Genomic DNA, 25,578 nt, shown 5'->3' with positions numbered 1-25,578 from the left:
AAATAGCCCTGCAAATAGACCGGCGATTATACGCACAAGTCACCTGGGAGACCGCGATGCTGGAAACCGCTCTTTATGATTGTCCGTATTGTGGTGAAGAGGTTGAGACGACCGTGGATCTGTCGGGTGGCGACCAGGAGTATGTTGAGGACTGTCAGGTGTGTTGCCGACCGATCAAATTCAGGTTGCAAGTGCATGACGAACACTGGTTTCTCGAGGCCTTCACTGAAAACGATTGATGGGGGCGCCCATGCAACGAATCTACGAGCTGGAAAGCCTGATGGAGGGCGAACTGCTGCAAGGCATGCTCGCCAGCGAAGGCATCACGGCGCATCTGGTGGGGCGCGACCTGGTGGGCGGCGCTGGCGAGTTGCCGATGCAAGGCCTCCTGGGCCTGGCGGTAGAAGACGACCAGGCGCAGTACGCCCGGGAGCTCATCGTTGCGTACAATGCCGCGATGCCAGTGCCCGGTGATGAGCCGGAGAGCTATCCCGGCACGCTGGTCTGTTAGGCTGGCGGCCGTTCGATCAAGAGTCGTGTTGCCCCATGTGTGGACGTTATGCCCTGTTTCGCTGGAACCCCGCTTTCGCGGCCTTGCCCGGCTTTCCTGCCGACCAGAAGGCTCAATGGAATATTTCGCCCAACGATTCGGTGCTGATGCTGCGGGCCGGTGCCGAGGGGCAGCGCGAGTTGGCCCGTGCGCGCTGGGGCCTGACGCCCGCGTGGCTGACCGATCTGTCCCGTACTCCGGCCCACGCCCGCGCCGAAACCGTGGCCGAGCAGCCGATGTTCCGTGAAGCCCTGCGCCTGCGTCGCTGCCTGCTGCCGGCCAACGGCTTCTACGAATGGCGCGGTGGCACACGCAAGCGGCCCTACTGGCTGACGCCGGGAGAGGGTTCGTCGTTGTTTTTTGCCGCGATATGGGAAGCGTATCCCGTGCAGGAACAGGTGTGGCTGAGCACGGCGGTCATCACCCAGCCGGCGGCGGGGCAACGCAGGCCGTTGATCCTGGACGAAGAGGGCCAGCGCCTGTGGCTCGATCCCGAAACGCCGCTGCATGCCTTGCAAGGGCTGCTGGCAAGCGAACCGGCACAATTGCGTGAGCGGGTGTTGGCCAACATGGTCAACGACCCGAAGCTCAACGGACCGGAATGCCTGACCCCGGCTTGAGGCCTGTGGTGCCTTTACTGCCGCTATCGCGAGCAGGCTCGCTCCCACAGGGTCATTGCGGTGGACACATCTTTGTGAACATCCGCAACCTCCTGTGGGAGCGAGCCTGCTCGCGATAGCGGTTCTGGATCAGACCCTGAACTGATTGATCAACCGCCGCTGCTGCTCCGCCAGTTTGGTCAAGCCGGCACTGGCGGCGCTGGATTCATCCGCGCCGCCCGCCACTTCATTCGCCACTTGCCCGATGTTGATGACGTTGCGGTTGATGTCGTCGGCCACGGCGCTTTGTTCCTCGGCAGCGCTGGCGATCTGGGTGTTCATGTCATTGATCACCGACACCGCCTGGGTGATGGTTTCCAGGGCCTGGGCCGCTTTCGCCGCATGCTGCACGCTTTCATCGGTGCGGTGCTGGCTGTCCTCCATCACCCGTACCACGTCCCGGGTACCCTGCTGCAATTGCTGGATCATCGACTGGATTTCTTCCGTGGCCTGCTGCGTCTTCTGCGCCAGGTTGCGCACTTCGTCAGCCACCACGGCGAATCCGCGGCCCTGTTCACCGGCCCGGGCGGCTTCGATGGCGGCGTTCAGCGCCAGCAGGTTGGTCTGTTCGGCAATACCACGGATGGCGGTGAGAATCGCGTTGATGTTCTCGCTGTCCTTGGCCAGGGTCTGCACCACGCCCACCGCCTTGCCGATTTCCACGGCCAGGGCGCCGATGGACGTGGACGTATCTCGTACGATCTGCATGCCCTGGCTGGCGGCCTGGTCGGCGTGACTGGCGGCCTGGGCGGCCTGGGTCGCGTTGCGGGCGACGTCCTGGGCCGTAGCGGTCATCTCGTGCACGGCGGTGGCGACCTGGTCGATCTCCGACATTTGCTTGTGCACGCCCTGGTTGGTGCGGATCGCGATGTCGGCGGTGTGCTCCGATGAATCGCTGACGCTCTGCACCGAAGTCACCACCTGGGTGATCATCCCCTGCAGCTTGCTCAGGAACGTGTTGAAGCCCCTGGCTATCGCGCCCAGTTCGTCGGCGCGATCACTCACCAGGCGACGGGTCAGGTCGCCTTCACCCTGGGCGATGTCATCGAGCATGGCCACCATTTGCTTGAGTGGCCGGGCGATGCCATGGCCCACCAGCCAGATCACCAGCAGACCGATGCCGGCAATCACCAGGCCTACCATCGCCATGCCGAAAATATCGGACTGGCGTCGATCGTTCAGGTCTTTCTGCAACGCTTGCAGGTCGGCCATCACCGCATTCAGCGGCAATTGCAGCATCAGCGTCCAGCGGGCGTTGGTCTCGCCGATGCCGAACGGCATATACACTTCGATGTGCCCATGCTCCTCATCGATGTCGTAACGTACTTCGCCGATACTGAGCTTGCCCAGGTTGTCCAGTTCACTGGCGTTGAGCAGGTCGCTGGCCTTTTCCCCGAGTTTGCTCGGGTCCTTCGTGAATGCCACGAGGCGGTTATTGCTGGAGAGCAGCGCCAACTCCCCGGCGCCGTTGTACAGCTTGGCATCGGCGGCCACGAGCATGTCCTGGATGAAGTTCACCGACAGATCTGCCCCGACGATGCCCTGGAACTTGCCGTCGATGAGGATCGGCTCGATGAACGAGGCGAGCATGGTCATGGTGTCGCCGACGCGGTAGGGCGCCGGGTCGATCACGCAGGCCTTCCTGCTGTCCTGGGAGCACAGGTAGTACTCACTGGCGCGGATACCGGTGGACAGGAGTTTCTGATCGGCCACATCGGCCAGTTTTTCCAGGCCCAGGGTGCCGTCCTGGTTACGGAACCACCACGGCAGGAAACGCCCGTTGGTTTCCATGCCCACCACGGGGCTGTTCACGTAGTTGGCATCATCGTGGTCGATGGCGTTCGGCTCCCAGGCGATGTAGGCGCCAAGGACTTTTGGATTGCGCACCACGGTTTCGCGCAGCAGGCTGATCATCTGCTCGCGCGCAATCTTCAACTGTGGGTTGCCGTCCGTGCCCTTCATGCCCATCAGCGCGTTCGTGGTGGCAAGGCCCTTGGCGAGTTGCAGTGGGGCTTCCAGTTCCCGTTGGATCAGGCTGGCCTGGGTACGGGCCAGGGCGCTGAGGCGTTGTTCGATGAGTTGTTCGAACTGCGCCTTGGTCCGTTGTTGCACCATGTCTTGGGTGCGGGCCCCGGCGAACAACGCGTACAGGACCAGGGCCCCGACCACGCTGAGCACGATGGCACCGGCCAGGGCGGCCACGGAAAACTGGATCGACTTGAATTTCATAAAGGCTCCGGACGCGAGGATGACGTCTGAAGCTTGTATCGGCGTCCATAGGGGCCGGCATGAGGCGTTGTTCGTCGGGTGACTGTTTTTGAATCGTGAGTGTCGCTAATGGAGCGGGGGTGGGATCTGTGCGAAATAGCGGTAATCCGTCGTTGTGTATCTGGCGCCGATACAAATCACCGCATAGGATACGCCCACGTTTCCAGGGAGCTTTAATATGCACAAGACGTTGATGGTGAGTGTCCTCGGCACGAGCCTGTTGCTTGCCGGTTGCCAATCGGTGAATACCACCAGCGGCGGCGCCGTGGGTGTGGAGCGCAAGCAGTACATGTTCAGCATGCTGTCGACCGATGAGGTCAACCAGATGTACGCCCAGTCCTATCAGAAGACCGTCGGCGAGGCGAGCACCCAGGGTGCGCTCGACAAGACCAGCAGCGAAGCCAGGCGCGTCCAGGCCATTGCCGACCGACTGATCGCCCAGGCCCCGGTTTTCCGTCCGGACTCGGCGCAGTGGAAGTGGGAAGTGAACCTGATCAAGAGCGATGAGCTCAACGCCAACTGCGGCCCCGGCGGCAAGATCATTTTCTACACCGGGTTGATCGACTCGCTGAAGCTGACCGACGATGAAATCGCCGCGGTCATGGGCCATGAAATCGCCCACGCCCTGCGTGAGCACGGGCGTGAGGCAATGTCCAAGGCCTACGGCATCGAGATGGCCAAGCAGGGCGCCGGTGCCTTGTTCGGCCTGGGCCAGGACAGTCTGGCGCTGGCCGACACCGTGGCCAACTACGGCATGACCTTGCCCAACAGCCGTGCCAACGAAAACGAAGCCGACCTGATCGGCCTCGAACTGGCCGCTCGCGCCGGCTACAACCCGAACGCCGCCATCACCTTGTGGAACAAGATGAGCAAGGCCTCGGAAGGCGCACCACCGGAGTTCATGAGCACTCACCCGGCGTCCAGCAGCCGGATCGCTTCGTTGCAGGCGGCGATTCCAAAGGTGATGCCGCTTTACCAGCAGGCCAAGAAGTAACCTTTCTTATGTGGTGAGGCCGCTGGCCTCATCGCGAGCAGGCTCGCTCCCACATTGGGCGCGGTGCTCACAAAAAATGTGGGCACTGCAAATCCCCTGTGGGAGCGAGCCTGCTCGCGATGAACGATGGCACGGTATTACTTGCCTACCTGATCAAACCCATCCACTGCTCTGCATTGCCTTGTACACCGCCACAATCGCCAGGATGAAGAATGCCGAGGCGGCCAGGCGGCGGATCAGGGTGAGCGGCAGCTTATCGGCGGCGAAATTGCCGGCCAGTACCACCGGCACGTTGGCAATCAGCATGCCCACAGTGGTACCGATGATCACCAGCCACAATTCCGGGTATTGCGCGGCGAGCATCACGGTGGCTATCTGGGTCTTGTCGCCGATTTCCGCCAGGAAGAACGCGATCAGCGTGGTCAGGAAGGGGCCGAACTTGCGCGCGGTGCTGGCTTCTTCGTCGTCCAGTTTGTCAGGCACCAGGGTCCACAGCGCTGTGGCGGCGAAGCTCGCTGCCAGGATCCAGTGCAACACCGCATTCGAGAAAATACTGCCCACCCAGGCCCCCACGGCTCCGGCTGCCGCATGGTTGGCCAGGGTCGCGGCGACAATGCCGGCGATGATCGGCCAGGGTTTGCGAAAGCGAGCCGCCAGGACGAGCGCAAGCAATTGGGTCTTGTCGCCGATTTCGGCCAGCGCAACGATGGTGGTGGGTACGAGGAAAGAGTCCAGCATCAGGTGATTCCTAGAGGGGCGGGTCGACACGGCTATGACACGTACAGCCTCCCCGCCCCGGGTAAGGTGTGCGTGTCATAGGTCTTGTCAAACCCTGCGACCGGTTCCGGACGCTTGGGCCGCATACGCCATGGTCTGCTGACCAAGTATGTTGACGTATGCCGGGCGAGCAGGGTGCTCGCGGGAGACTACTCCCCTAGGACGCTGCGGATTCTGCCTAGGCAAATCCGATTGGGCAAGTGCTGTGTCTTAAAAAGCTTTCAACCGCGCTTGGCCCGGTAGATGCGAAAGCCCTGGCCCTCGGCCTTGATGGTGCACACGCCCAGATGTTCTTCGATCAGCGGCTGGTATTTGAGGAAACTGTTCGCAACCAAACGCAATTCCCCACCGTTTTTCAGATGTTTGGCCGCTTTTCGCAGCAGGTTTTCCGTCGCGTAGTAATCGGTGTGGACGCCGACATGGAACGGCGGATTGCTCAGAATCGCGTTCAGGCCCATCGGCGCGGCATCGATACCGTCACCGGTCAGCACCTCGGCTTCCAGGTCGTTGGCAGCCAAGGTCAGGCGACTGCTGGCGGCGGCGAAAGCGTCCACATCCAGCAAGGTGACGGTGTTGTGCGGATAGCGACGCTTGACGGCCGCCCCGAGCACACCGGCACCGCATCCGAAGTCCAGCAGGTGGCCGCTGGGCAATTTATCCAGGTGTTCGAGCAGCAGAGCACTGCCGCGATCCAGGCGACCGTGGCTGAACACCCCCGGCAGGCTGATGACCTTCAGCGGACCTTCCTCCAGGGGCAGCTCGTAGGTCTGGGCCAGGCTTTCCAGGGGCTTGGCCTCTGGAACGTTGGCGACGGTGACCTGCCACAGTTGGCAATGCCGCGCGCTGTCGAGCTTGCGCGGTTTGCCGAACGGGTTGAGCTGCTTGGAAGCACCTTCGATGCCGCTGCGCTTTTCCCCCACCAGAAACACTTCGCGGCCGCCCAGGCGCGAGGCCACGGCATTGAGGATGTAGTCCGTCAGGTCCTTGGCCTTGGGCAGGAATACCACCGCACTGTCGAACTCACGGGAAGGGGCGTCTACGCCAAAGTGGCTACGCTCGGGGAAGTGGGCGTCCAGTGCGGCCTGATCGCCCGCGTGCCAGCACCAGCCATGGGCGTCGGGCAAGCGGCCGAGCAGGTCGTCGGCGGGCAGGCCGGCCAGCAGGACCGACCCCTGGAATAGTTCGGGCTGACGAAGCAGTACTTCACTGCGCGGATCCATGGTCTGCTCCTTGAAAAAAAGTGCGGCAGTTTATCAACTGACGACCCGTCGCGCTGTACCGCTGAAAAAGCCTTGGGCGTTTTCCGTCAGTTGGCCAACGATCCGTTGCCGCGCCTCGCGACTGCCCCAGGCGTTGTGAGGCGTGATGATCAGGCGGGGAATGTCGCTGGCCAGCAGCGGATTGCCCTGGGTTGGCGGCTCCACGCTGAGCACATCGGTGGCCGCGCCGCCCAGGTGACCGTTGCGCAGGGCGTCAGCCAGGGCCTGTTCATCGATCAGGCCGCCACGGGCGGTGTTGATCACGAAAGCGCCGGGCTTGAGCGTCGCCAGTTCCCGCGCGCCGATGAAGTGGCGGGTATGTTCATTGAGTGGGCAGTGCAGGGTCAGGGCATCGACTTGCGACAACAGCTGATCCAGCGGCAAGCGGTCAGGACGGGCAGGACGTCCGGGGATCTGGCCCAACAGCACGCGCATGCCGAAGGCTTCCGCCAGCCGCCCGACGGCACTGCCCAGTTCGCCGTGGCCGAGCAGGCCCAGGGTCTTGCCTTGCAGTTCGACGATGGGATAGTCCAGCAGGCAGAATTGTGAGGCCTGTTGCCAGCGCCCGTCGCCCACCGCCTTCTGATAATCGGCCAGTCGCGTCGCCAGGTTCAGCAACAGCATGATCGTGTGCTGGGCGACCGATGGCGTACCGTAGCCCTGGCAGTTACACACTGTAATGCCGTGATGGCGAGCTGCCGTGAGGTCGACATTGTTGGTACCGGTGGCGCTGATCAGGATCAGCTTCAATTCGGGGCTGGCGGCCATGGCGGCGGCATCGATCACGACCTTGTTGGTGATCGCCACGGTGGCGCCCTTGAGTCGTTCGATCACCAGGTTCGGCGTGGTGCGGGCAAACAGTTGCAGTTCGTCGAAGCAATTGCGCAACGGGGCCAGATCCAGGTCGCCGAGATCAAGGGAAGGGTGGTCGAGGAAAACCGCGCGGCCGGTATTTGTCATCAGCTGTACCTTTTTAGTCTGGAACCGAAGGCGTAAGGTGACGAGCCTATCAGATGAATTGCGGCCCTGTGGCGAGGGGATAAATCCCTCGCCACAGAAGTCGATGTCCGTTTCGAAATTGAGTCAAGGAGCCCGCCATGTATCTCACCGAATTCCTCACCGTCGCGCTGATCCACCTGCTGGCGGTTGCCAGTCCCGGGCCGGATTTTGCCGTGGTGGTGCGCGAAAGCGTGACCCATGGCCGCCGGGCCGGGACCTGGACGGCTCTGGGCGTCGGCACGGCGATTTTCCTGCACGTAGGCTATTCGCTGTTGGGCATCGGCCTGATCGTGTCGCAGTCCATTGTGCTGTTCAACGCGCTGAAATGGGCCGCCGCCGCGTACCTGCTGTACATCGGCTTCAAGGCGCTGCGGGCACAACCGGCCAAGCCGAGCGAGGAAAATCTGCACAAGGAAGTTGGCGAACGGACCGCCCGCGGCGCATTCACCTCGGGCTTCGTCACCAATGGCCTGAACCCCAAGGCGACGCTGTTCTTCCTGTCGCTGTTCACCGTCGTGATCAACCCTCATACACCACTGGCGATCCAGGCCGGTTACGGTGTGTACCTGGCGGTCGCAACGGCCGCCTGGTTCTGCCTGGTGGCCATGCTGTTCAGCCAGCAGCGGGTGCGCGCCGGATTCGCCCGCATGGGCCACTGGTTCGATCGGACCATGGGTGCGGTACTGGTTGCCATCGGTGTGAAGCTGGCGTTTACCGAAGCGCATTGACGGGTTCGCCCGCTCTTTTTTTTGCCGCCATTGCAGGAGGTTGCGATCTTCTTGGCCTTCTGCCGCCTGGACACTGGCGGTGACAGTCCCGGTGGGATTGCAGATTCAAAGTATCCGGAATGGGTGGGTGGATGGCTCTGGGCCAGTATTTGCCGAGCGATCAAATCATTCCTTTGGCTGATTTGAACGGTGTATAAGCCCTCTAGAGTGCTTACCTCCAGTCACGACCATGCAGTCAGAAAAGGATTCTTATGTTGCAGACTCGCGTTATTCCTCCCGCCGAAGGCGCTTATCAATATCCACTGCTGATCAAGCGGCTGCTGATGTCCGGTGTGCGTTACGAGAAAACCCGCGAGATCGTCTACCGTGACCAGTTGCGCTACAGCTATCCGACGCTGATCGAACGGGTGGCACGGTTGGCCAACGTGCTGACCGAGGCCGGGGTCAAGGCGGGCGATACCGTGGCGGTGATGGACTGGGACAGCCATCGCTATCTGGAATGCATGTTCGCGATCCCGATGATCGGCGCCGTGATCCACACCATCAACGTGCGGCTGTCACCGGAGCAGATTGTCTACACCATGAATCACGCCGAGGACCGCTTCGTGCTGGTCAACAGCGAGTTCGTCGGGTTGTACCAGGCCATTGCCGGGCACCTGACCACGGTGGAGAAGACCCTGCTGCTGACCGACCTGCCGGAGAAAACCGCCGACCTGCCCAACCTGGTGGGCGAATACGAGCAGTTGCTGGCGGCTGCCAGCCCGGTCTACGACTTCCAGGACTTCGACGAAAACTCCGTCGCCACGACCTTCTACACCACCGGTACCACGGGCAATCCCAAGGGCGTCTACTTCACCCACCGGCAATTGGTGCTGCATTCCCTGGGCGAGGCGACCATCATGGGCGCCATCGACAGCGTGCGGTTGCTGGGCACCAACGATGTGTACATGCCGATTACGCCAATGTTCCACGTTCATGCCTGGGGCCTACCGTACGTGGCGACTATGCTCGGCCTCAAGCAGGTCTATCCCGGCCGCTACGACCCCGAGCTCCTGGTTCAGTTGTGGCGCAAGGAGAAGGTCAGCTTTTCCCATTGCGTGCCGACCATCCTGCAGATGGTGCTCAACGCCAAGAGTGCTCAGGGCACCGATTTCGGCGGTTGGAAAATCGTCATCGGCGGAAGTGCCCTGAATCGCAGCCTGTACGAAGCCGCCAAGGCCAGGGGGATCCAGCTCACCGCCGCCTATGGCATGTCGGAAACCGGCCCGCTGGTGTCCTGCGCCCACCTCAACGACGAGTTGATGGCCGGCAGCGAAGACGAACGCATCAGCTACCGGATCAAGGCTGGCGTGCCGGGCCCCTTGGTGGAGGCGGCGATCGTCGATGCCGAAGGCCGGTTCCTGCCGGCCGATGGCGAGACCCAGGGCGAGCTGGTGCTGCGTGCACCCTGGCTTACCGAAGGCTACTTCAACGAACCGCAGAAGGGCGCCGAGCTCTGGGCCGGCGGCTGGCTGCACACCGGTGACGTGGCTACGCTGGACAGCATGGGCTTCATCGACATCCGCGACCGTATCAAGGACGTGATCAAGACGGGGGGCGAATGGATCTCGTCCCTGGACCTGGAAGACCTCATCAGCCGTCACGCGGGGGTACGCGAAGTGGCAGTGGTGGGTATTCCCGATCCACAGTGGGGGGAGCGCCCGTTTGCCTTGCTGGTGATTCACGATGGGCATCAGATCGGGGCTCGCGAGCTCAAGGAACACCTCAAGCCATTTGTCGAACAGGGACACCTGAGCAAGTGGGCGATCCCGAGCCAGATCGCCCTTGTTACGGAAATTCCCAAGACCAGCGTTGGCAAGCTCGACAAGAAACGCATCCGCGTCGACATCGCCGAATGGCAGAGCAACAACAGCGCCTTCCTGTCCACGCTTTGAGGTCTCCTTGCCGTGTCCGAAAGGGCACGGCAGCCCCACCGAGCAAGCGCTTGCCTTGTCAAACCGCCAATTTCAGCCATCCTTGCCGTGCCGACAGGTGTCGGCCTGGCAAAGGACTGTTCCAGAGTGGTCGGGGGCTGCAAATCACACTTTAGAGGGATCAAGCCGTACTACCTGCTGGCTATAGTCCGCTCAAGGATTTTCAAGAATGGGCCTCCTGCACGAACGGGCGATGCGACTTTGAATGAGTGCCGCAACCCTGTCGCTGGTCGTCGAAGACGTTCCTTGAAAATACCCCCTGCCATAACAATAAAGAACATGGAGTAGTGTCGAATGACCTCTGCAAACACGTTCTGGCGCCGGGCAAAATTGCCTCTGGCGGTCAGTCTCGCCTCTTCGCTCGCCGGGCCTGCATTCGGCGTCAGTTTCAACATCGGTGAAATCGAGGGCCAGTTCGATTCTTCCCTGTCGGTGGGGGCGAGCTGGTCCACGGCCCATGCCAACAAGGACCTGATCGGCGTCAACAACGGTGGCAGGGGGTTGTCCCAGACCTCTGATGACGGTCACTTGAACTTCAAGCGCGGGGAAACCTTCTCGAAGATCTTCAAGGGTATTCATGACCTGGAGCTGAAGTACGGCGATACCGGTGTGTTTGTGCGAGGCAAGTACTGGTACGACTTCGAACTCAAGGACGAGAATCGTCTGTACAAAGACATCAGCGACAACAATCGCAAGGAAGGCGCCAAGTCCTCCGGCGGGCAGATTCTCGATGCCTTCGTCTACCACAACTACGCCATTGCCGATCAGCCAGGCTCCGTTCGCTTGGGCAAGCAGGTCGTCAGTTGGGGTGAAAGTACCTTCATCCAGGGCGGCATCAACTCCATCAACCCGGTCGACGTGTCCGCGTTCCGTCGTCCCGGTGCCGAGATCAAGGAAGGCCTGATTCCGGTCAACATGTTCTATGTGTCCCAGAGCCTGACCGACAACCTGTCGGCTGAGGCGTTCTATCAACTGGAGTGGGACCAGACGGTTGTCGATAACTGCGGGACATTCTTCTCCCAGCCGGATGTGATTGCCGATGGTTGTACGGATAACCTCCGGGTGCTGAACAAGCGTTCCACGATTCCTGGTGCTGCCTTGCCCGCCCTGGCCGCGCGAGGGGTCGACGTCAACGAGGAAGGCGTGCTGGTGCGTCGTGGCCCGGATCGCGATGCCCGTGACAGCGGCCAGTGGGGGGCGTCCATGAAGTACATGTTCGAGCCTCTGGACACCGAATTCGGTGCCTACTTCATGAACTACCACAGCCGGGCGCCGATTTTCAGCGCCACAGGCGCGCCGGCACAGTTCTACACGGCTCCGTTGGGTCCGTTGGCGGCACTGCGTCCCCTGATTGTGGCCGGCAACTCCAACTACTTCGTTGAGTACCCGGAAGACATCCGTCTCTATGGCCTGAGTTTCTCCACCACCCTGCCTACCGGCACGGCGTGGAGCGGTGAGTTGAGTTATCGCCCGAACGCACCGGTACAGCTGAGTACTACCGACATTCTTTTTGCTGGCGTCCGTCCGATCGGTGGGCCCTTGGCCAACGCGTCGGTACTTACGGGCGTTCCGGGCCAGGATCTGCATGGCTATAGCCGCAAGGAAATCACCCAGTTTCAAACGACCTTCACCCACTTCCTCGACCAGGTTATGGGGGCCAGTCGCCTGACCTTGGTGGGTGAAGTAGGCGTAACGCATGTGGGAGGCCTGGAAAGCAGGTCCGAGGCCCGCTACGGTCGCGACCCGGTGTTTGGTCCGGGTGAACTGCCCAACGGATCCTGCCAAGCGCTCAATGCCTCCACTGCAGCAGGCGGCGGACAGACTCTTGGCGGTGTGAACAGCAACTGCAACAACGACGGCTTCACCACCGCCACTTCCTGGGGCTACCGCGCCCGCGCCATCTGGGAATACCCGGACGTCTTCGCCGGCGTGAACCTCAAGCCCAACGTGGCCTGGTCCCATGACGTCAAAGGCTACTCGCCAGGCCCTGGCGGCAACTTCGAGGAAGGCCGCAAGGCCGTCAGCCTCGGGCTGGATGCCGAGTACCAGAACACCTACAACGCGAGCCTGGCCTACACCAACTTCTTTGGTGGCGACTTCAGCACCGTGGACGATCGCGACTTCCTGGCGCTCAGCGTCGGCGTGACCTTCTAAGCACCGTATTCAGGACGACACACGATGAAAATAACAAAGAGTCTGTTGCAGGTCGGCGCACTGGGATTGTCCCTGCTGGCGGCCAGCGTCATGGCCGCGGTGCCTGCGGGCGAGGCCGACAAACTGGGCAAGAGCCTGACGCCGATGGGCGCCGAGATGGCCGGTAATGCCGACGGTTCGATTTCCGCCTGGAAGCCCATGGCCAAGAATGCCGGTAGCGTGGACAGCAAAGGGTTCCTCGCCGACCCGTATGCCAGCGAGAAACCGCTGTTCACCATCACCGCGCAGAACGTCGAGCAGTACAAGGACAAGCTCGCGCCGGGTCAGTACGCGATGTTCAAGCGCTACCCGGAAACCTTCAAGATGCCGGTCTATCCGACCCATCGTGGCGCCACCGTGCCGGATGAAGTGTTCGCGTCCATCAAGAAGAACGCGGTCAACACCAAGCTGGTATCCGGCGGCAACGGCCTGGAAAACTTCGAGACCGCCATACCGTTCCCGATTCCCCAGAGCGGCGTCGAAGTGATCTGGAACCACATCACCCGCTACCGTGGCGGCAGCGTGACGCGCCTGGTGACCCAGGCCACGCCGCAAGCCAACGGCTCCTATAGCCTGGTGTATTTCCGTGATCAGTTCGTGTTCCGCGACAAGATGAAGGATTTCGATCCGGCCAACCCTGGCAACATCCTGTTCTACTTCAAACAGCAAGTGACCGCGCCGGCACGCCTGGCCGGTGGCGTGTTGCTGGTGCACGAAACCCTCGACCAGGTGAAGGAACCGCGCTCGGCCTGGGTCTACAACGCCGGCCAGCGTCGGGTACGTCGTGCGCCACAGGTCTCCTATGATGGTCCGGGTACCGCCGCCGATGGCCTGCGTACCTCCGACAACCTGGACATGTACAACGGTGCGCCGGATCGCTACGACTGGAAGTTGGAAGGCAAGAAAGAGCTGTATATCGCCGCCAACAGCTACAAGATCGACTCGCCACAACTCAAGTACGCCGACATCCTCAAGGCCGGCCACATCAACCAGGACCTGGCGCGTTACGAGCTGCGTCGTGTCTGGCATGTCACCGCGACCCTGAAGGAAGGCCAGCGCCACATCTACGCCAAGCGCGATTTCTTCATCGACGAAGATACCTGGCAGGCGGCGGTGATCGATCACTACGACGGTCGTGGCCAACTGTGGCGAGTTGCCGAGGCCCATGCCGAGAACTACTACGACAAGCAAGTGCCGTGGTACGCCCTGGAAACCCTCTACGACCTGCAGTCCGGCCGCTACCTGGCTCTGGGCATGAAGAACGAAGAGAAATCGGCCTACGATTTCGGCTTCACCGCTACCACCGCAGACTTCACACCGAACGCGCTGCGCCAGGACGGTATCCGCTAAACCGCTTTACCCCGAGGCCGCATCCTCGGATAAACGCCCCGACTGGTTCGGGGCGTTTGTTTTTTGGCCTGAATGTGGGAGCAAGGCTTGCCCGCGATGGAGTTAACGCGGTTTGCCCTGGAACCGAGGCGCCTTCATCGCGAGCAAGCCTTGCTCCCATGGGATGTGTCGTCAGGAGATGTCGATTTGTAGTCTTTTTGTAGCCATTTGTAGCACTCCCTTCAATACCTCTTCGTTTACGGCTAGTCTGCGGACATCTACAACGCCGCCACCTGCATCTAAACAAGAGCCGGCCATGACTGATTTGTCTTCACTTCCGGATTCTGCCCGCGCAGCCTTTGCGGTACAGGACGGGCGCTTCTATCGACCGCCTCTGCCCGACGGGCACGTCGTGCGGCCGCGGTTGTGCGAGCGTTTAAGTGCGGGGCTCGGCGGCCGATTGCTGTTGGTTAGTGCGCCGGCGGGGTTCGGCAAAAGCTCCCTCGCGGTGGAGTTCTGCCAGAGCCTGCCGGTCCATTGGCAAAGCCTCTGGTTGGGGCTCAACACCAGGGACAATGATCCGGGACGTTTTCTGGAGCGGCTGCTCGAAGGGCTCCAGGCACTCTTTCCACAGCTGGGCGGCCGCGCAGCGGGGCTACTGAAGATGCGCCAGCGCCACCAGCCCTTCGCGTTCGAAGAATGGCTCGATGGCCTGCTGGATGAACTGACCAGTCACCTGACGCTTCGCAACCCCTTGCTGTTGGTGCTCGACGATTATCACCTGGCCCAAGGCCCCGTACTGGATCGTTGCCTGCAGTTTTTCCTCAATCACTTGCCTGATGGTTTGCTGGTACTGGTCACCAGCCGCCAGCGACCGAACTGGCATCTGGCGCGCCTGCGCCTGTCGCGGCAATTGCTCGAACTGAACGAGCAGGACCTGCGCCTGACCCATGGCGAAGCCCTGACACTGCTCGAGCATCACAGCATCTCGTTGCGCGGTGAAGCGTTGGAAAACCTTATCCAGCGCAGCGAAGGCTGGGTGGCCGGGCTGCGTTTCTGGTTGCTGGCCGCCTCCGAAGCCGGTTCCGAGGGCGGGCTGCCACAGACGCTGCACGGTGGGGAAGGGCTGATCCGCGATTATCTGCTCGAAGAAGTCATCGACTGCCTGCCCGCCGAGGTGCAGGCGTTTCTCTACGACACCGCGCCACAGGATCGCTTTTGCAGCGAACTGTGCGATGCCGTGCGCGAAGCCCATGACAGCGCCGAGATCCTGCAATATCTGGCGGCCCATCAGGTGTTCCTGGTGCCCCTGGACGAACACGGTCACTGGTATCGCTACCACCATTTGTTTTCCGATCTGTTGCGCAGCCGCCCCAGCGCACCCGCCATGGTGCCGGCCGCGACCCTGCATTTGCGTGCCTGTCGCTGGTTCAACGCCCAGGGGCTGATCGACGAAGCCGTGGAGCAGGCGCTGCGGGCCGGGCACCTGGATGTGGCGGCGAACCTGGTGCAGACCCTCTCGGAGGAACAACTGCTGGCCGAGCAGAACGTCGGCATGTTGCTGCGCTGGAAGATGGACCTGCCCGACAGCCTGCTCATCAGTACCCCGAGGCTGATTGTGCTCTACAGCTGGGCGCTGGGGCTGGCCTGTCAACTGGACGCCGCCGAAGAACTGGCCGCCCACCTGAGCCGCTTCCTGCCGGCACCGTCGGCCACCGCGCAAAAATCCATGCTTGCCCAATGGTTGGCCCTGAGCGGGATCGTCGCTCGTGGCCGTGGGGATCGTGCAGCCACGGTGCGTTATTGCACCGAAGCCCTGGAAAGCCTGCCGCAAAAACGCTACGGCCAACGCCTGATGTGCCTGTCCACGTTGTCGAACCTGGCGATTGCCGACGGTGACCTGTGGCGCGCCCGTGGTTTGAACCGCGACTCCCTGGAACTGGCACAGCGGGTCGGCAACCCCTTGTTCGAAGCCTTGGCTCATTACGATCGCGCCCGGGTCCTGCAGGCGCGGGGAGAGATCCTGCGGGCGCTGGATGAAGTGCGCCAGGGCCTGCAACGCTTGCACAAACTTTCGCCCCAACGGCTTTATGCGGTACGGGCGCGGTTGATCCTGTACGAGGGTTTCCTGCTGACTTTGCGCATGCAGCCCCAGGCCGGACTGGCGCGGTTGCAGGCCGGTCTTACCGAAGCACGGGCCTGCCGCGACATCAGCGTGCTGCTCGGTCATTGCGTGATCGCCCGTATCGAAGGCAACAGTGGCGAGTTCGCCAGGGCCTTTGCCGAACTGGCTGAAGCCGAGCGCCTGATGCATATCTGGGATGTTCCGCCGATCTACTACCTGGCGATGATCACACTGGTCAAATGCGAGCTCTGGCTGGCCCAGGGCCGCACCGAGCTGGCCGAAGCCTGGCTGGCGCGGCTGGGGCGGACCTATACCGGGGAGCAGGCCGCGGCGCCGCCAGAGTTCCACCCGCAATTGCCGCTGCATATCGAGCTGCAACAGGCACTGCTGGAGTCCGTTCGCGGTCAACCGATGCTGGCTGAAGGGCGGCTCAACGCCTTGCTTGAACACGGCCAGCAAACCGGCCGGCAGATGCTCAGCGTGATGGCCCTCAACCAGAAAGTCGCCTTGTTGCTGAGTGTCGGCCGCGAACCGGCGGCCCGCAATGCCCTGGCTCAGGCTTTTGAAGCCGCCGGTGGCGGAGTGCTGCAACCGTTCGAATGGCTGCTGGGCGACGAACATCGTGAATGGCTGCGCGAGCAGCTGCTGCACGCACCCCCCAGTCCCTTGTGCCAGAATCTGCTCGAACGCCTGCCGACGTCGACGCAACCGGCCGACTCCCCGGCACCTGTCGAAAGCCTCAGCAGCCGCGAACGGGCGGTGCTGCAACTGATTGCCCAGGGCTGTTCCAACCAGGAAATCAGCGAGCAGCTGTTCATTTCGTTGCATACGGTCAAGACCCATGCCAGTCATATCAACAGCAAGCTTGGCGTGGAACGTCGCACCCAGGCTGTGGCGAGGGCCAAGGAGCTGGGGTTGTTGGGCTGAGTCCAGCTGCGCAAAGCAACCTGCCACAGAAGCCAGCCAGTAAAGGAATGACTCGATGTTACCCCGGTACAAAACCATCCCATCCCCGGTCGGCCAATTGATCCTCGTCGCCCGAGGCGCAAGACTGGCCGCGATCCTGTGGGAAAACGAGCGACTCAACCGTGTGCGCCTGGGCCCCTTGGAAGAAGACATTCATCACCCGATGCTCGAGGAAACCGAGCGTCAACTGATGGAATACTTCGCCGGCCAACGGCGCCGTTTCGAGCTGGAGCTGGACTTTGTCGGCACGGACTTCCAGAGACGGGTCTGGCAGGCACTGCTGACCATTCCCTTCGGTGAGACCCGCAGTTACCGCGACATCGCCATCCAGATCGGTCAGCCGACTGCTGTTCGGGCGGTGGGCGCAGCCAACGGTCGTAACCCCATCTCGATCATCGCTCCCTGCCATCGTGTCATCGGCACCTCCGGCAGCCTCACCGGTTTCGCCGGTGGGCTGGCTGCCAAGCAATGGCTGCTCAGCCTCGAAGGTCAGCAGAGCCTTCAATTGGCGTTCTGACCTCAACGGACAGCCCCACCGGAAAACCTGCGCCCATGAAAAAGCCCGCCCGATCACAGGATCGGGCGGGCTTCTGGTGTGGCTTGCAGCTTACTTCTTCAAACCGTAATGCTCATCGAGCATGCCGGGCGAATTCGGTGCCTTGGGGGCGTAGTCCCTAGGTGGTTCCTGATCCCTTGGCGGAGTCAGGCGTTCCCGTGGTGCCTGCGCCGAGTCGGCGTGCAGGGCGGCCAGCAGGCGCTGGCGAGTCTGTTCGTCCAGGGCCAGGCGGTTGGCACCCTCGGACAAATGATCCTGAACATCCTGATAGCTCTGGGTGAGTTTCTTCACCAGAGAAGCGGTGGCGTTGAAGTGGGTCACCACCTCATTCTGATAACTGTCGAAACGTTCCTGAATGTCGTCCAGCTGACGTTGCGTGCTGTTGGGCACTGCGTTGGGCAGCAGTCGGGCAAGCAGGAATCCAATGGCGACACCGGCAACCAGGGCAAGAGTCGGCAACAACCAAACTAAGAGCGAGTGTTCCACGAGTCCTTCCTCTATAAACGGCTTTGCTTTACGTTAACGGCTCGGACCTGCGCTGTATACCGCGAAGAACATCGCAATCATGCCAGGCACAGACTTTTAGCTAGACGAGTCGACCCTATCCGGGGTCACGGAGTTCTTTCCCTTGCTTATACGCGAAACCCCTGTAGTCATCGACGGCCCGGTGGGCCAACTGGAAGCGTTGTACCTCGACAGCGAGGCGCCCCGTGGCCTGGCGTTGATCTGCCACCCGAACCCGGTGCAGGGCGGGACCATGCTCAATAAAGTGGTTTCGACCCTGCAGCGCACTGCCCGGGATGCCGGCCTGGTCACATTGCGTTTCAATTATCGCGGTGTCGGCGCCAGTGCCGGTAGCCATGACATGGGGACCGGTGAAGTGGACGACGCCCAGGCCGTCGCCGCATGGCTGCGGGAAAAACACCCGCAACTGCCCTTGAGCCTCTTCGGTTTTTCCTTCGGCGGCTTCGTCGCTGCCAGCCTGGGTGGACGGCTCGAAGCCCAGGGGCAATCGCTCAAGCACCTGTTCATGGTGGCTCCGGCGGTGATGCGCCTGGACGAGCAGTCGCCTTTGGCGAAGAGCGGCGCGTTGACGGTGATCCAGCCAGAAAATGATGAAGTCGTCGATCCCCAACTGGTCTACGATTGGTCCGACGCGCTCCAACGCCCCCATGAGCTACTGAAAGTGGCAGAATGCGGGCACTTTTTTCATGGCAAGCTGACCGATCTCAAGGATCTGCTCCTGCCGCGCCTTTCGAATTGACAGCAGTCTGACAAGCGATAATTCATGACGACTCGTACCCGTATCCTGACCGGCATCACCACCACCGGCACCCCGCACCTGGGCAACTATGCTGGCGCCATCCGCCCGGCGATTCTCGCCAGCCGCGACAGCAATGCCGATTCGTTCTACTTCCTGGCCGACTACCACGCCCTGATCAAATGCGATGACCCGCTGCGCATTCAGCGCTCGCGCCTGGAAATCGCTGCGACCTGGCTGGCCGGCGGCCTGGATGTGGATCGCGTGACCTTTTATCGCCAGTCCGATATCCCCGAGATCCCGGAACTGACCTGGCTGCTGACCTGTGTCGCCGCCAAGGGCCTGCTCAATCGCGCCCATGCCTACAAGGCCTCGGTGGACAAGAATGTCGAGACCGGCGAAGACCCGGACGCCGGCATCACCATGGGTCTGTACAGCTACCCGGTGCTGATGGCCGCTGACATCCTGATGTTCAACGCCCACAAGGTGCCGGTCGGTCGCGATCAGATCCAGCACGTGGAGATGGCTCGGGACATTGGCCAGCGCTTCAACCACCTGTTTGGCCAGGGCAAGGAGTTTTTCACCATGCCCGAGGCGCTGATCGAAGAAAGCGTCGCCACGCTGCCCGGGCTCGATGGCCGCAAGATGTCCAAGAGCTACGACAACACCATCCCGCTGTTCAGCAGCGCCAAGGAGATGAAGGACGCGATCTCGCGAATCGTCACCGACTCCCGCGCCCCGGGTGAAGCGAAGGATCCGGACAACTCGCACCTGTTCACGCTGTTCCAGGCCTTTGCCACCCCGGCCCAGTCAACCGAGTTCCGCAACGAGCTGTTGCAGGGCATGGGTTGGGGCGAAGCGAAGAATCGTCTGTTCCAATTGCTCGACAGCGAACTGGGTGAGTCCCGCGAGCGTTATCACCAGTTGATCGAACGTCCGGCGGACCTTGAAGACATCCTGCAACTGGGCGCGAAAAAAGCCCGGGCCGTGGCGACGCCGTTCCTTAACGAACTGCGTGAAGCCGTTGGCCTGCGTTCGTTCGTCAGCCAGGTCCAAGTGGCGGCCAACACGAAGAAAAAAGCCACCAAGGCGGCGCGTTTCGTCAGCTTTCGCGAAGACGACGGCAGTTTCCGCTTCCGCCTGCTGGCTGCCGACGGCGAACAACTGTTGCTGTCTCGCCATTTTGCCGATGGCAAGACCGCGGGCCAGGTGACCAAGCAACTGCAAGCCGGCCAGCCACTGGACGTACGCAGCGAGGCGGCGGGCTTCAGCGTCTGGCTCGAAGGCGAATGCGTGGCGGACAGCCCGGCTTTTGCCGACGAAGCTGTGCGGGATGCGGCCATCGATGCGCTGCGCGTCGCGCTGACCCCCGCGCAGGATTGATCCAAAGCATCATCCGACCATCGGTCCTGCATAAGGGCCGATTGCCATTCTTACGGGCCGTCGCTACAGTGACGGCCCGTTTTTGTTGCCTTGCTAACGAATATGACGCCCCTAGAACGATATCAAGCTGATCTGAAACGCCCGGAGTTCTTCCACGACGCAGCCCAGGAAACGGCGGTGCGGCATTTGCAGCGCCTGTACGACGACCTGATCGCCGCGTCGAACAACAAGCCGGGCTTGTTGGGAAAACTGTTCGGCAAGAAGGAACTGGCACCGGTCAAGGGCCTGTACTTCTGGGGTGGCGTGGGCCGTGGCAAGACCTACCTGGTGGACACCTTCTTCGAGGCGCTGCCGTTCAAGGAAAAGACCCGCACGCACTTCCACCGCTTCATGAAGCGTGTGCACGAAGAGATGAAGACCCTGGGTGGCGAGAAGAACCCATTGACCATCATCGCCAAACGTTTCTCCAATGAAACGCGGGTGATCTGCTTCGATGAGTTCTTCGTGTCCGACATCACCGATGCCATGATCCTCGGCACCTTGATGGAAGAGCTGTTCAGGAACGGCGTGACCCTGGTCGCCACGTCGAACATCGTGCCGGACGGCTTGTACAAGGACGGTCTGCAACGGGCGCGCTTCCTGCCGGCCATCGCGTTGATCAAGGAACACACCGAAATCGTCAACGTCGACAGCGGCGTCGACTATCGTTTGCGCCATCTCGAACAGGCGGAGCTGTTCCATTACCCACTGGACGCCGCTGCCGAAGAAAGCCTGCGCAAGAGTTTCCGCGCCCTGACGCCAGAATGCACCCAGGCGGTCGAGAACGATGTGCTGATGATCGAGAATCGCGAGATCCGCGCAGTCCGCACCTGTGACGATGTGGCCTGGTTCGATTTCCGTGAGCTGTGCGACGGCCCTCGCAGCCAGAACGACTACATCGAGCTGGGCAAGATCTTCCACGCCGTACTGCTCAGCGGCGTCGAGCAGATGAGCGTCACCACCGACGACATCGCCCGTCGCTTCATCAATATGGTGGACGAGTTCTACGACCGTAACGTGAAGCTGATCATCTCGGCCGAAGTCGAACTCAAGGACCTCTACACCGGTGGTCGCCTGACGTTCGAATTCCAGCGGACCCTGAGTCGCCTGCTGGAAATGCAGTCCCACGAGTTCCTGTCGCGGGCGCATAAGCCTTAGGCTGATTCGGAAAGCACAAAGGGCCTGCGATTGCAGGCCTTTTTTATGGCTGATCCACCGCATAACCCTGTGGGAGCGAGCCTGCTCGCGATGGCGGTGGGTCAGCTTGCTACGATTCTGAATGTGCTGCCGTCATCGCGAGCAGGCTCGCTCCCACATGGGGTAGTGGGCTCCGAAGCCTTACGCCGCCTGCTGAAATTGCTGCCGGTACTGGTTCGGCGACAGGTCCGTGTGCTGCCGGAACAGCCGCGCGAAGAAGCTCGCGTCGTCGTAGCCCACTTCGTAGCTGATGGTCTTGATGCTCTTGCGGCTCCCGGAGAGCAGGCCCTTTGCGGTTTCGATGCGCAGCCGTTGCAGGTAATGCAACGGTTTGTCGCCAGTGGCGGTCTGGAAGCGGCGCATGAAATTGCGAATGCTCATGCCATGTTCCCGGGCGACGTCTTCGAAACGGAACTTGTCGGCGAAGTGTTCTTCGAGCCAGTGCTGGATCTGCAGGATGATCACGTCCTGATGGAGTTTCTGCCCGCCGAAACCGATCCTGCCCGGCGAATAATTGCGCTGCACTTCATACAGGATGTCCCGCGCCACGGCCTGGGCCACGTTGGCGCCGCAGAAGCGCTCGATGAGGTAGATGTAGAGATCGCACACCGAGGTCGTGCCACCGGCGCAGAACAGGTTGTCGGCGTCGGTCAGGTGTTTGTCCTGGTTCAGATGCACCTGGGGAAAACGCTCCCTGAAGGCGTTGAAGAAGCGCCAGTAGGTGGTGGCTTCCTTGCCATCGAGCAGCCCGGCCTCGGCAAGCCAGAACACGCCAGTGGCCTCGCCGCACAGTACGGCGCCGCGAGCGTGCTGTTCCCGCAGCCAGGGCAGGACCTGGGGATAGCGTTGGCAAAGGGTGGGGAAGTCATCCCAGAACGCCGGCAGGATAATCACATCGGTGTTTTCCAGGCCGCCATCCACCGGCATGATCACTTCGCTGAAGCTGTTCACCGGTTTGCCGTCAGGGCTGACCAGTCGGATTTCAAACGCCGGTGTCAGGCCTTGGCCCAGTTGCTTGCCGTAGCGCAGGCTGGCCAGGTGGAAGAAATCCTTGGCCTGCATGAGGGTGAAAGCGAAAACCCGGTCGACTGCCAGGATGCTGACGCGCCGCAAGGGCGTGGAGGGGTGCATAGACATAATTTCATCTTGTTTTTATAGGGGAAAGTGGTCACCAGACGGCTGGATCGTCTTATTTTTTGTCGGATGTGTCCAGTGTCCTATGGTACATCCCGGGCTTAGGCTCATCGGATGACCCCCTCCAACCATAACCAAAGGTGCGCCATGATCCCCAGAACCCTGTTCAGTCCCGAGCACGAATTGTTTCGCGACAGCGTGCGAACGTTCCTGGAAAAGGAGGCCGTGCCCTACCACAGCCAGTGGGAAAAACAGGGTCGTGTCGATCGCCAGCTCTGGAACAAGGCCGGGGAGGCGGGGATGCTGTGTTCGCACCTGCCGCAAGCCTATGGCGGGCTCGACGCGGACTTTCTCTACAGTACGGTGGTGATAGAGGAGATCGGCCGCCTGGGGCTGACAGGCATCGGCTTCTCACTGCATTCCGATATCGTTGCGCCGTACATCCTGCATTACGGCAGCGAAGCGTTGAAGCAGAAATACCTGCCGAAGCTGGTTTCCGGCGAAATGGTCACGGCCATCGCCATGACCGAACCCGGCGCCGGTTCCGACCTGCAAGGGGTGAAAACCACGGCGGTACTGGACGGTGATGAATACGTCATCAACGGTTCGAAGACCTTCATCACCAATGGCTTTCTCGCCGACCTGGTGATCGTGGTCGCCAAGACCGATCCGAAAGCCGGTGCCAAGGGCACCAGTCTGTTTCTGGTGGAAGCGGGCACGCCGGGTTTCGAGAAGGGCAAGCGCCTGGAGAAAGTCGGAATGAAGGCCCAGGACACGTCGGAGTTGTTCTTCCAGGATGTCCGCGTGCCGAAGGAAAACCTGCTCGGGCAGGCCGGAATGGGGTTTGCCTATCTGATGCAGGAGTTGCCCCAGGAACGCCTGACCGTCGCGATTGGTGGCCTGGCCTCGGCCGAGGCGGCGCTGCAATGGACGCTGGACTACACCCGCGATCGCAAGGCCTTCGGCAAATCCATCGCGGAGTTCCAGAATACCCGCTTCAAACTGGCGGAAATGGCCACCGAGATCCAGATCGGCCGGGTCTTCGTCGACCGCTGCCTGGAGCTGCACCTGCAAGGCACGCTCGACGTGCCGACGGCGGCGATGGCCAAGTACTGGGGCACGGACCTGCAATGCAAGGTGCTCGACGAATGCGTGCAGTTGCATGGCGGCTACGGTTTCATGTGGGAGTACCCGATTGCCCGGGCGTGGGCGGATGCGCGGGTGCAGCGGATCTATGCGGGGACCAATGAAATCATGAAGGAGATCATTGCGCGGTCGCTTTGATTGCGTTGTGCTCTTGGGGTGATCGTTCCCACGCTCTGCGTGGAAACGCCGCCAGGGACGCTCTGCGTTCCGCTCTGGTGACGCGGAGCGTCACCGGATGCATTCCCACGCAGAGCGTGGGAATGATCAGCAACCCTTGTGGGAGCGAGCCTGCTCGCGATTGGGTCTACGGGTCAATCAAGGAGCAGGATTCGGCTGATCCCTGTGGATCGCCTCGATCCCCGCCAGCACTTCGTCCGACAGCTTCAGATCGAAGCTGGCGATGTTGCTGTCCAGTTGTTCAAGGGTGGTGGCGCCGATGATGTTGCTGGTCACGAACGGTTGTTGCGTGACGAACGCCAGGGCCATCTGTGCCGGGTCCAGGCCATGTTCACGGGCCAGCGCCACATAACGGCTGCATGCCGCTTCCGACTGTGGATTGAAGTAGCGCATGAAGCGGCTGTAGAGCGTCAGGCGGCCCTTGGCCGGCCGTGCGCCGCCTTCATATTTACCCGACAGGAAGCCGAACGCCAGCGGCGAGTAGGCCAGCAGCCCGCACTGTTCGCGAAGGGCGACTTCCGCCAGGCCGATCTCGAAGCTGCGGTTGAGCAGGTTGTACGGATTCTGGATCGACACCGCTCGCGGCCAGCCACGGGCTTCGGCCAGGGCGAGGAATTTCATGGTGCCCCACGGCGTCTCGTTGGACAGGCCGATGTGGCGGATCTTGCCGGCACGGACCTGTTCGTCGAGGGCCTCGAGGGTTTCCTCCAGTGGGGTGAATTCTTCATCGGCTTTGTGCTTGTAGCCCAACTGCCCGAAGAAGTTGGTGCTGCGTTCCGGCCAGTGCAACTGGTAGAGATCGATCCAGTCGGTCTGCAGGCGCTTGAGGCTGGCGTCCAGCGCTTCGACGATGTGGCGGCGGTTGTGCTTGAGGTTTTTGTCGCGGATGTAATCGATGGTGTTGCCGGGGCCGGCGATCTTGCTCGCCAGGATCCAGTCGGCACGGTCGCCACGGCTCTTGAAATAGTTGCCGATGTAGCGCTCGGTGGTGGCATAGGTCTCGGCCTTGGGCGGGACCGGGTACATCTCGGCGGTGTCGATGAAATTGATGCCGGCACCCTTGGCGCGTTCGATCTGGGCGAAAGCCTCGGCCTCGCTGTTCTGCTCACCCCAGGTCATGGTTCCGAGGCACAGGGCGCTCACGTTCAGATCGGTACGGCCTAGCTGGCGATAGTCCATCGGGGGGCTCCTTGGGCAAAACAATCATAAAAGCAGGTTGAAATATTTTTCGCAATCTGCATAATTGCGCACCTCTTTCTGCAGTGGAAGTGATGCGCCGCCGCCGAAGAATCTTGCCGTTGAACGGACGCGCCGACCCGAGCCCCCGAAAGCGTCTGTATCCGGCTGCCTTTGACTTGTCAAAGTACGCACTATTCAGTAAGATCCGCCGTCTAATTTACAGGGCGGCCCCTGAGGCTATAAAGAATGAAAACTTTTACTGCTAAACCGGAAACAGTACAGCGCGACTGGTTCGTCGTCGACGCTGCTGGTCAGACCCTGGGTCGTCTGGCCACCGAAATCGCGAGCCGTCTGCGTGGCAAGCACAAGCCTGAGTACACCCCTCACGTTGACACCGGTGACTACATCGTCGTGATCAACGCTGAGCAAGTACGTGTTACTGGCGCTAAAACCACTGACAAAATGTACTACTCCCACTCCGGTTTTCCGGGCGGCATCAAGTCGATCAACTTTGAAAAGCTGATCGCCAAAGCCCCTGAGCGCGTGATCGAGACCGCGGTTAAAGGCATGCTGCCTAAGAACCCACTGGGTCGCGACATGTATCGTAAGCTGAAGGTTTATGCGGGCGCTGCTCACCCTCATACTGCTCAGCAGCCCCAAGAACTGAAGTTTTAACGGAATAGTTC

22 protein-coding genes, 1 pseudogene and 1 riboswitch are annotated in these 25,578 nt (G+C 61.3%); of the genes and pseudogenes, 15 read left to right on the top strand and 8 right to left on the bottom strand.

Annotated features, from left to right (window positions below; translation table 11 throughout):
* The first annotated feature begins 56 nt into the window (after positions 1 to 56).
* From PCOSP_RS24130 to PCOSP_RS24120, 3 genes are read left to right on the top strand one after another with little or no spacing between them, the layout of a single operon-like run.
* Positions 57 to 239, top strand: coding sequence for a CPXCG motif-containing cysteine-rich protein (locus tag PCOSP_RS24130; protein WP_139645260.1), 183 nt, complete (start codon positions 57 to 59; stop codon positions 237 to 239).
* Between the two features lie 11 nt (positions 240 to 250).
* The gene (locus PCOSP_RS24125) at positions 251 to 511 is read left to right on the top strand and encodes a putative signal transducing protein (RefSeq protein ID WP_041020608.1); all 261 of its coding nucleotides are present in this window, start codon (positions 251 to 253) and stop codon (positions 509 to 511) included.
* A gap of 35 nt (positions 512 to 546) precedes the next feature.
* The gene (locus tag PCOSP_RS24120) at positions 547 to 1,170 is read left to right on the top strand and encodes an SOS response-associated peptidase (RefSeq protein ID WP_139644860.1); all 624 of its coding nucleotides are present in this window, start codon (positions 547 to 549) and stop codon (positions 1,168 to 1,170) included.
* Between the two features lie 129 nt (positions 1,171 to 1,299).
* Here PCOSP_RS24120 and PCOSP_RS24115 read toward each other — a convergent pair whose 3' ends face one another.
* Positions 1,300 to 2,043: a methyl-accepting chemotaxis protein gene (locus PCOSP_RS24115; RefSeq protein ID WP_392397197.1), complete on the bottom strand. Its 744-nt coding sequence runs from the start codon at positions 2,041 to 2,043 to the stop codon at positions 1,300 to 1,302.
* A 114-nt stretch (positions 2,044 to 2,157) separates the two neighbouring features.
* Positions 2,158 to 2,352, bottom strand: a pseudogene (locus PCOSP_RS24110) (HAMP domain-containing protein); the annotation flags it as partial.
* Between the two features lie 1,303 nt (positions 2,353 to 3,655).
* Here PCOSP_RS24110 and PCOSP_RS24105 point away from each other — a divergent pair.
* Positions 3,656 to 4,471, top strand: a complete 816-nt coding sequence (locus PCOSP_RS24105; protein WP_041020601.1) for a M48 family metallopeptidase — start codon at positions 3,656 to 3,658, stop codon at positions 4,469 to 4,471.
* Between the two features lie 153 nt (positions 4,472 to 4,624).
* On the opposite strand, the gene PCOSP_RS24100 is transcribed toward PCOSP_RS24105, so the two are convergent.
* The 3 genes from PCOSP_RS24100 to PCOSP_RS24090 form a co-directional block, all read right to left on the bottom strand.
* Entirely contained in the window at positions 4,625 to 5,209 is a 585-nt protein-coding gene (locus tag PCOSP_RS24100; RefSeq protein WP_041020600.1) for a TMEM165/GDT1 family protein, read from the bottom strand.
* An 89-nt stretch (positions 5,210 to 5,298) separates the two neighbouring features.
* Positions 5,299 to 5,419, bottom strand: a riboswitch (yybP-ykoY riboswitch).
* Positions 5,420 to 5,469: 50 nt separating this feature from the next.
* Positions 5,470 to 6,468, bottom strand: a complete 999-nt coding sequence (locus tag PCOSP_RS24095) for a methyltransferase (protein WP_464709660.1) — start codon at positions 6,466 to 6,468, stop codon at positions 5,470 to 5,472.
* A gap of 33 nt (positions 6,469 to 6,501) precedes the next feature.
* Entirely contained in the window at positions 6,502 to 7,467 is a 966-nt protein-coding gene (locus tag PCOSP_RS24090) for a 2-hydroxyacid dehydrogenase (RefSeq protein ID WP_139644869.1), read from the bottom strand.
* 137 nt (positions 7,468 to 7,604) lie between these two features.
* Between PCOSP_RS24090 and PCOSP_RS24085 the strand changes: the two genes are divergently transcribed.
* From PCOSP_RS24085 to PCOSP_RS24060, 6 genes are all read left to right on the top strand, one after another.
* A complete protein-coding gene (locus PCOSP_RS24085) occupies positions 7,605 to 8,234 on the top strand; it encodes a LysE family translocator (RefSeq protein WP_139644871.1) in 630 nt (209 codons plus the stop codon).
* 251 nt (positions 8,235 to 8,485) lie between these two features.
* A complete protein-coding gene (locus PCOSP_RS24080; protein WP_139644873.1) occupies positions 8,486 to 10,168 on the top strand; it encodes a fatty acid--CoA ligase in 1,683 nt (560 codons plus the stop codon).
* A 333-nt stretch (positions 10,169 to 10,501) separates the two neighbouring features.
* A complete protein-coding gene (locus tag PCOSP_RS24075) occupies positions 10,502 to 12,361 on the top strand; it encodes a DUF1302 domain-containing protein (RefSeq protein ID WP_139644875.1) in 1,860 nt (619 codons plus the stop codon).
* 24 nt (positions 12,362 to 12,385) lie between these two features.
* Positions 12,386 to 13,750 carry a DUF1329 domain-containing protein gene (locus PCOSP_RS24070; protein ID WP_139644877.1) on the top strand — a complete coding sequence of 455 codons (1,365 nt, stop codon included), beginning with the start codon at positions 12,386 to 12,388 and terminating at the stop codon, positions 13,748 to 13,750.
* Positions 13,751 to 14,045: 295 nt separating this feature from the next.
* Complete coding sequence (locus PCOSP_RS24065) at positions 14,046 to 16,781, top strand: LuxR C-terminal-related transcriptional regulator (protein ID WP_464709658.1); 2,736 nt, start codon at positions 14,046 to 14,048, stop codon at positions 16,779 to 16,781.
* A gap of 55 nt (positions 16,782 to 16,836) precedes the next feature.
* On the top strand, positions 16,837 to 17,337 hold the full coding sequence (locus tag PCOSP_RS24060; RefSeq protein ID WP_175363466.1) for a methylated-DNA--[protein]-cysteine S-methyltransferase: 501 nt from the start codon (positions 16,837 to 16,839) through the stop codon (positions 17,335 to 17,337).
* A 90-nt stretch (positions 17,338 to 17,427) separates the two neighbouring features.
* Here PCOSP_RS24060 and PCOSP_RS24055 read toward each other — a convergent pair whose 3' ends face one another.
* Entirely contained in the window at positions 17,428 to 17,862 is a 435-nt protein-coding gene (locus PCOSP_RS24055; protein WP_024778106.1) for a Z-ring associated ZapG family protein, read from the bottom strand.
* 142 nt (positions 17,863 to 18,004) lie between these two features.
* Between PCOSP_RS24055 and PCOSP_RS24050 the strand changes: the two genes are divergently transcribed.
* The 3 genes from PCOSP_RS24050 (at position 18,005) to zapE (ending at position 21,217) form a co-directional block, all read left to right on the top strand.
* Complete coding sequence (locus PCOSP_RS24050; protein ID WP_139644882.1) at positions 18,005 to 18,640, top strand: alpha/beta hydrolase; 636 nt, start codon at positions 18,005 to 18,007, stop codon at positions 18,638 to 18,640.
* A gap of 24 nt (positions 18,641 to 18,664) precedes the next feature.
* On the top strand, positions 18,665 to 20,020 hold the full coding sequence (locus tag PCOSP_RS24045; RefSeq protein WP_464709656.1) for a tryptophan--tRNA ligase: 1,356 nt from the start codon (positions 18,665 to 18,667) through the stop codon (positions 20,018 to 20,020).
* Between the two features lie 102 nt (positions 20,021 to 20,122).
* On the top strand, positions 20,123 to 21,217 hold the full coding sequence (gene zapE / locus PCOSP_RS24040; RefSeq protein ID WP_139644885.1) for a cell division protein ZapE: 1,095 nt from the start codon (positions 20,123 to 20,125) through the stop codon (positions 21,215 to 21,217).
* Between the two features lie 180 nt (positions 21,218 to 21,397).
* On the opposite strand, the gene PCOSP_RS24035 is transcribed toward zapE, so the two are convergent.
* Positions 21,398 to 22,294 (bottom strand): GlxA family transcriptional regulator, encoded by an 897-nt coding sequence (locus PCOSP_RS24035; RefSeq protein WP_173668656.1) that lies wholly within the window; start codon positions 22,292 to 22,294, stop codon positions 21,398 to 21,400.
* A 243-nt stretch (positions 22,295 to 22,537) separates the two neighbouring features.
* On the opposite strand from PCOSP_RS24035, the gene PCOSP_RS24030 reads away from it, so the two are divergent.
* Positions 22,538 to 23,674 (top strand): acyl-CoA dehydrogenase family protein, encoded by a 1,137-nt coding sequence (locus PCOSP_RS24030; RefSeq protein ID WP_464709654.1) that lies wholly within the window; start codon positions 22,538 to 22,540, stop codon positions 23,672 to 23,674.
* A gap of 177 nt (positions 23,675 to 23,851) precedes the next feature.
* Here PCOSP_RS24030 and PCOSP_RS24025 read toward each other — a convergent pair whose 3' ends face one another.
* Positions 23,852 to 24,892 (bottom strand): NADP(H)-dependent aldo-keto reductase, encoded by a 1,041-nt coding sequence (locus PCOSP_RS24025; protein ID WP_139644891.1) that lies wholly within the window; start codon positions 24,890 to 24,892, stop codon positions 23,852 to 23,854.
* 246 nt (positions 24,893 to 25,138) lie between these two features.
* Between PCOSP_RS24025 and rplM the strand changes: the two genes are divergently transcribed.
* The gene (rplM, locus tag PCOSP_RS24020) at positions 25,139 to 25,567 is read left to right on the top strand and encodes a 50S ribosomal protein L13 (RefSeq protein WP_024781110.1); all 429 of its coding nucleotides are present in this window, start codon (positions 25,139 to 25,141) and stop codon (positions 25,565 to 25,567) included.
* Positions 25,568 to 25,578: the final 11 nt, after the last annotated feature.

The sequence above is a fragment of the Pseudomonas sp. MAFF 730105 genome, from assembly GCF_055380705.1.
This window is presented reverse-complemented; position numbering and strand designations above follow the sequence as displayed.

What these genes read in the sequence shown, in the direction of transcription:
- PCOSP_RS24120 (WP_139644860.1), top strand. Translation starts at nt 547, where the DNA reads ATGTGTGGACGTTATGCCCTGTTTCGCTGGAACCCCGCTTTCGCGGCC.
- PCOSP_RS24100 (WP_041020600.1), bottom strand. Translation starts at nt 5,209, where the DNA reads ATGCTGGACTCTTTCCTCGTACCCACCACCATCGTTGCGCTGGCCGAA.
- PCOSP_RS24070 (WP_139644877.1), top strand. Translation starts at nt 12,386, where the DNA reads ATGAAAATAACAAAGAGTCTGTTGCAGGTCGGCGCACTGGGATTGTCC.
- PCOSP_RS24095 (WP_464709660.1), bottom strand. Translation starts at nt 6,468, where the DNA reads ATGGATCCGCGCAGTGAAGTACTGCTTCGTCAGCCCGAACTATTCCAG.
- PCOSP_RS24080 (WP_139644873.1), top strand. Translation starts at nt 8,486, where the DNA reads ATGTTGCAGACTCGCGTTATTCCTCCCGCCGAAGGCGCTTATCAATAT.
- zapE (WP_139644885.1), top strand. Translation starts at nt 20,123, where the DNA reads ATGACGCCCCTAGAACGATATCAAGCTGATCTGAAACGCCCGGAGTTC.
- PCOSP_RS24125 (WP_041020608.1), top strand. Translation starts at nt 251, where the DNA reads ATGCAACGAATCTACGAGCTGGAAAGCCTGATGGAGGGCGAACTGCTG.
- PCOSP_RS24105 (WP_041020601.1), top strand. Translation starts at nt 3,656, where the DNA reads ATGCACAAGACGTTGATGGTGAGTGTCCTCGGCACGAGCCTGTTGCTT.
- PCOSP_RS24045 (WP_464709656.1), top strand. Translation starts at nt 18,665, where the DNA reads ATGACGACTCGTACCCGTATCCTGACCGGCATCACCACCACCGGCACC.
- PCOSP_RS24075 (WP_139644875.1), top strand. Translation starts at nt 10,502, where the DNA reads ATGACCTCTGCAAACACGTTCTGGCGCCGGGCAAAATTGCCTCTGGCG.
- PCOSP_RS24085 (WP_139644871.1), top strand. Translation starts at nt 7,605, where the DNA reads ATGTATCTCACCGAATTCCTCACCGTCGCGCTGATCCACCTGCTGGCG.
- PCOSP_RS24130 (WP_139645260.1), top strand. Translation starts at nt 57, where the DNA reads ATGCTGGAAACCGCTCTTTATGATTGTCCGTATTGTGGTGAAGAGGTT.
- PCOSP_RS24090 (WP_139644869.1), bottom strand. Translation starts at nt 7,467, where the DNA reads ATGACAAATACCGGCCGCGCGGTTTTCCTCGACCACCCTTCCCTTGAT.
- PCOSP_RS24115 (WP_392397197.1), bottom strand. Translation starts at nt 2,043, where the DNA reads ATGTCGGAGATCGACCAGGTCGCCACCGCCGTGCACGAGATGACCGCT.
- PCOSP_RS24025 (WP_139644891.1), bottom strand. Translation starts at nt 24,892, where the DNA reads ATGGACTATCGCCAGCTAGGCCGTACCGATCTGAACGTGAGCGCCCTG.
- rplM (WP_024781110.1), top strand. Translation starts at nt 25,139, where the DNA reads ATGAAAACTTTTACTGCTAAACCGGAAACAGTACAGCGCGACTGGTTC.
- PCOSP_RS24065 (WP_464709658.1), top strand. Translation starts at nt 14,046, where the DNA reads ATGACTGATTTGTCTTCACTTCCGGATTCTGCCCGCGCAGCCTTTGCG.
- PCOSP_RS24060 (WP_175363466.1), top strand. Translation starts at nt 16,837, where the DNA reads ATGTTACCCCGGTACAAAACCATCCCATCCCCGGTCGGCCAATTGATC.
- PCOSP_RS24030 (WP_464709654.1), top strand. Translation starts at nt 22,538, where the DNA reads ATGATCCCCAGAACCCTGTTCAGTCCCGAGCACGAATTGTTTCGCGAC.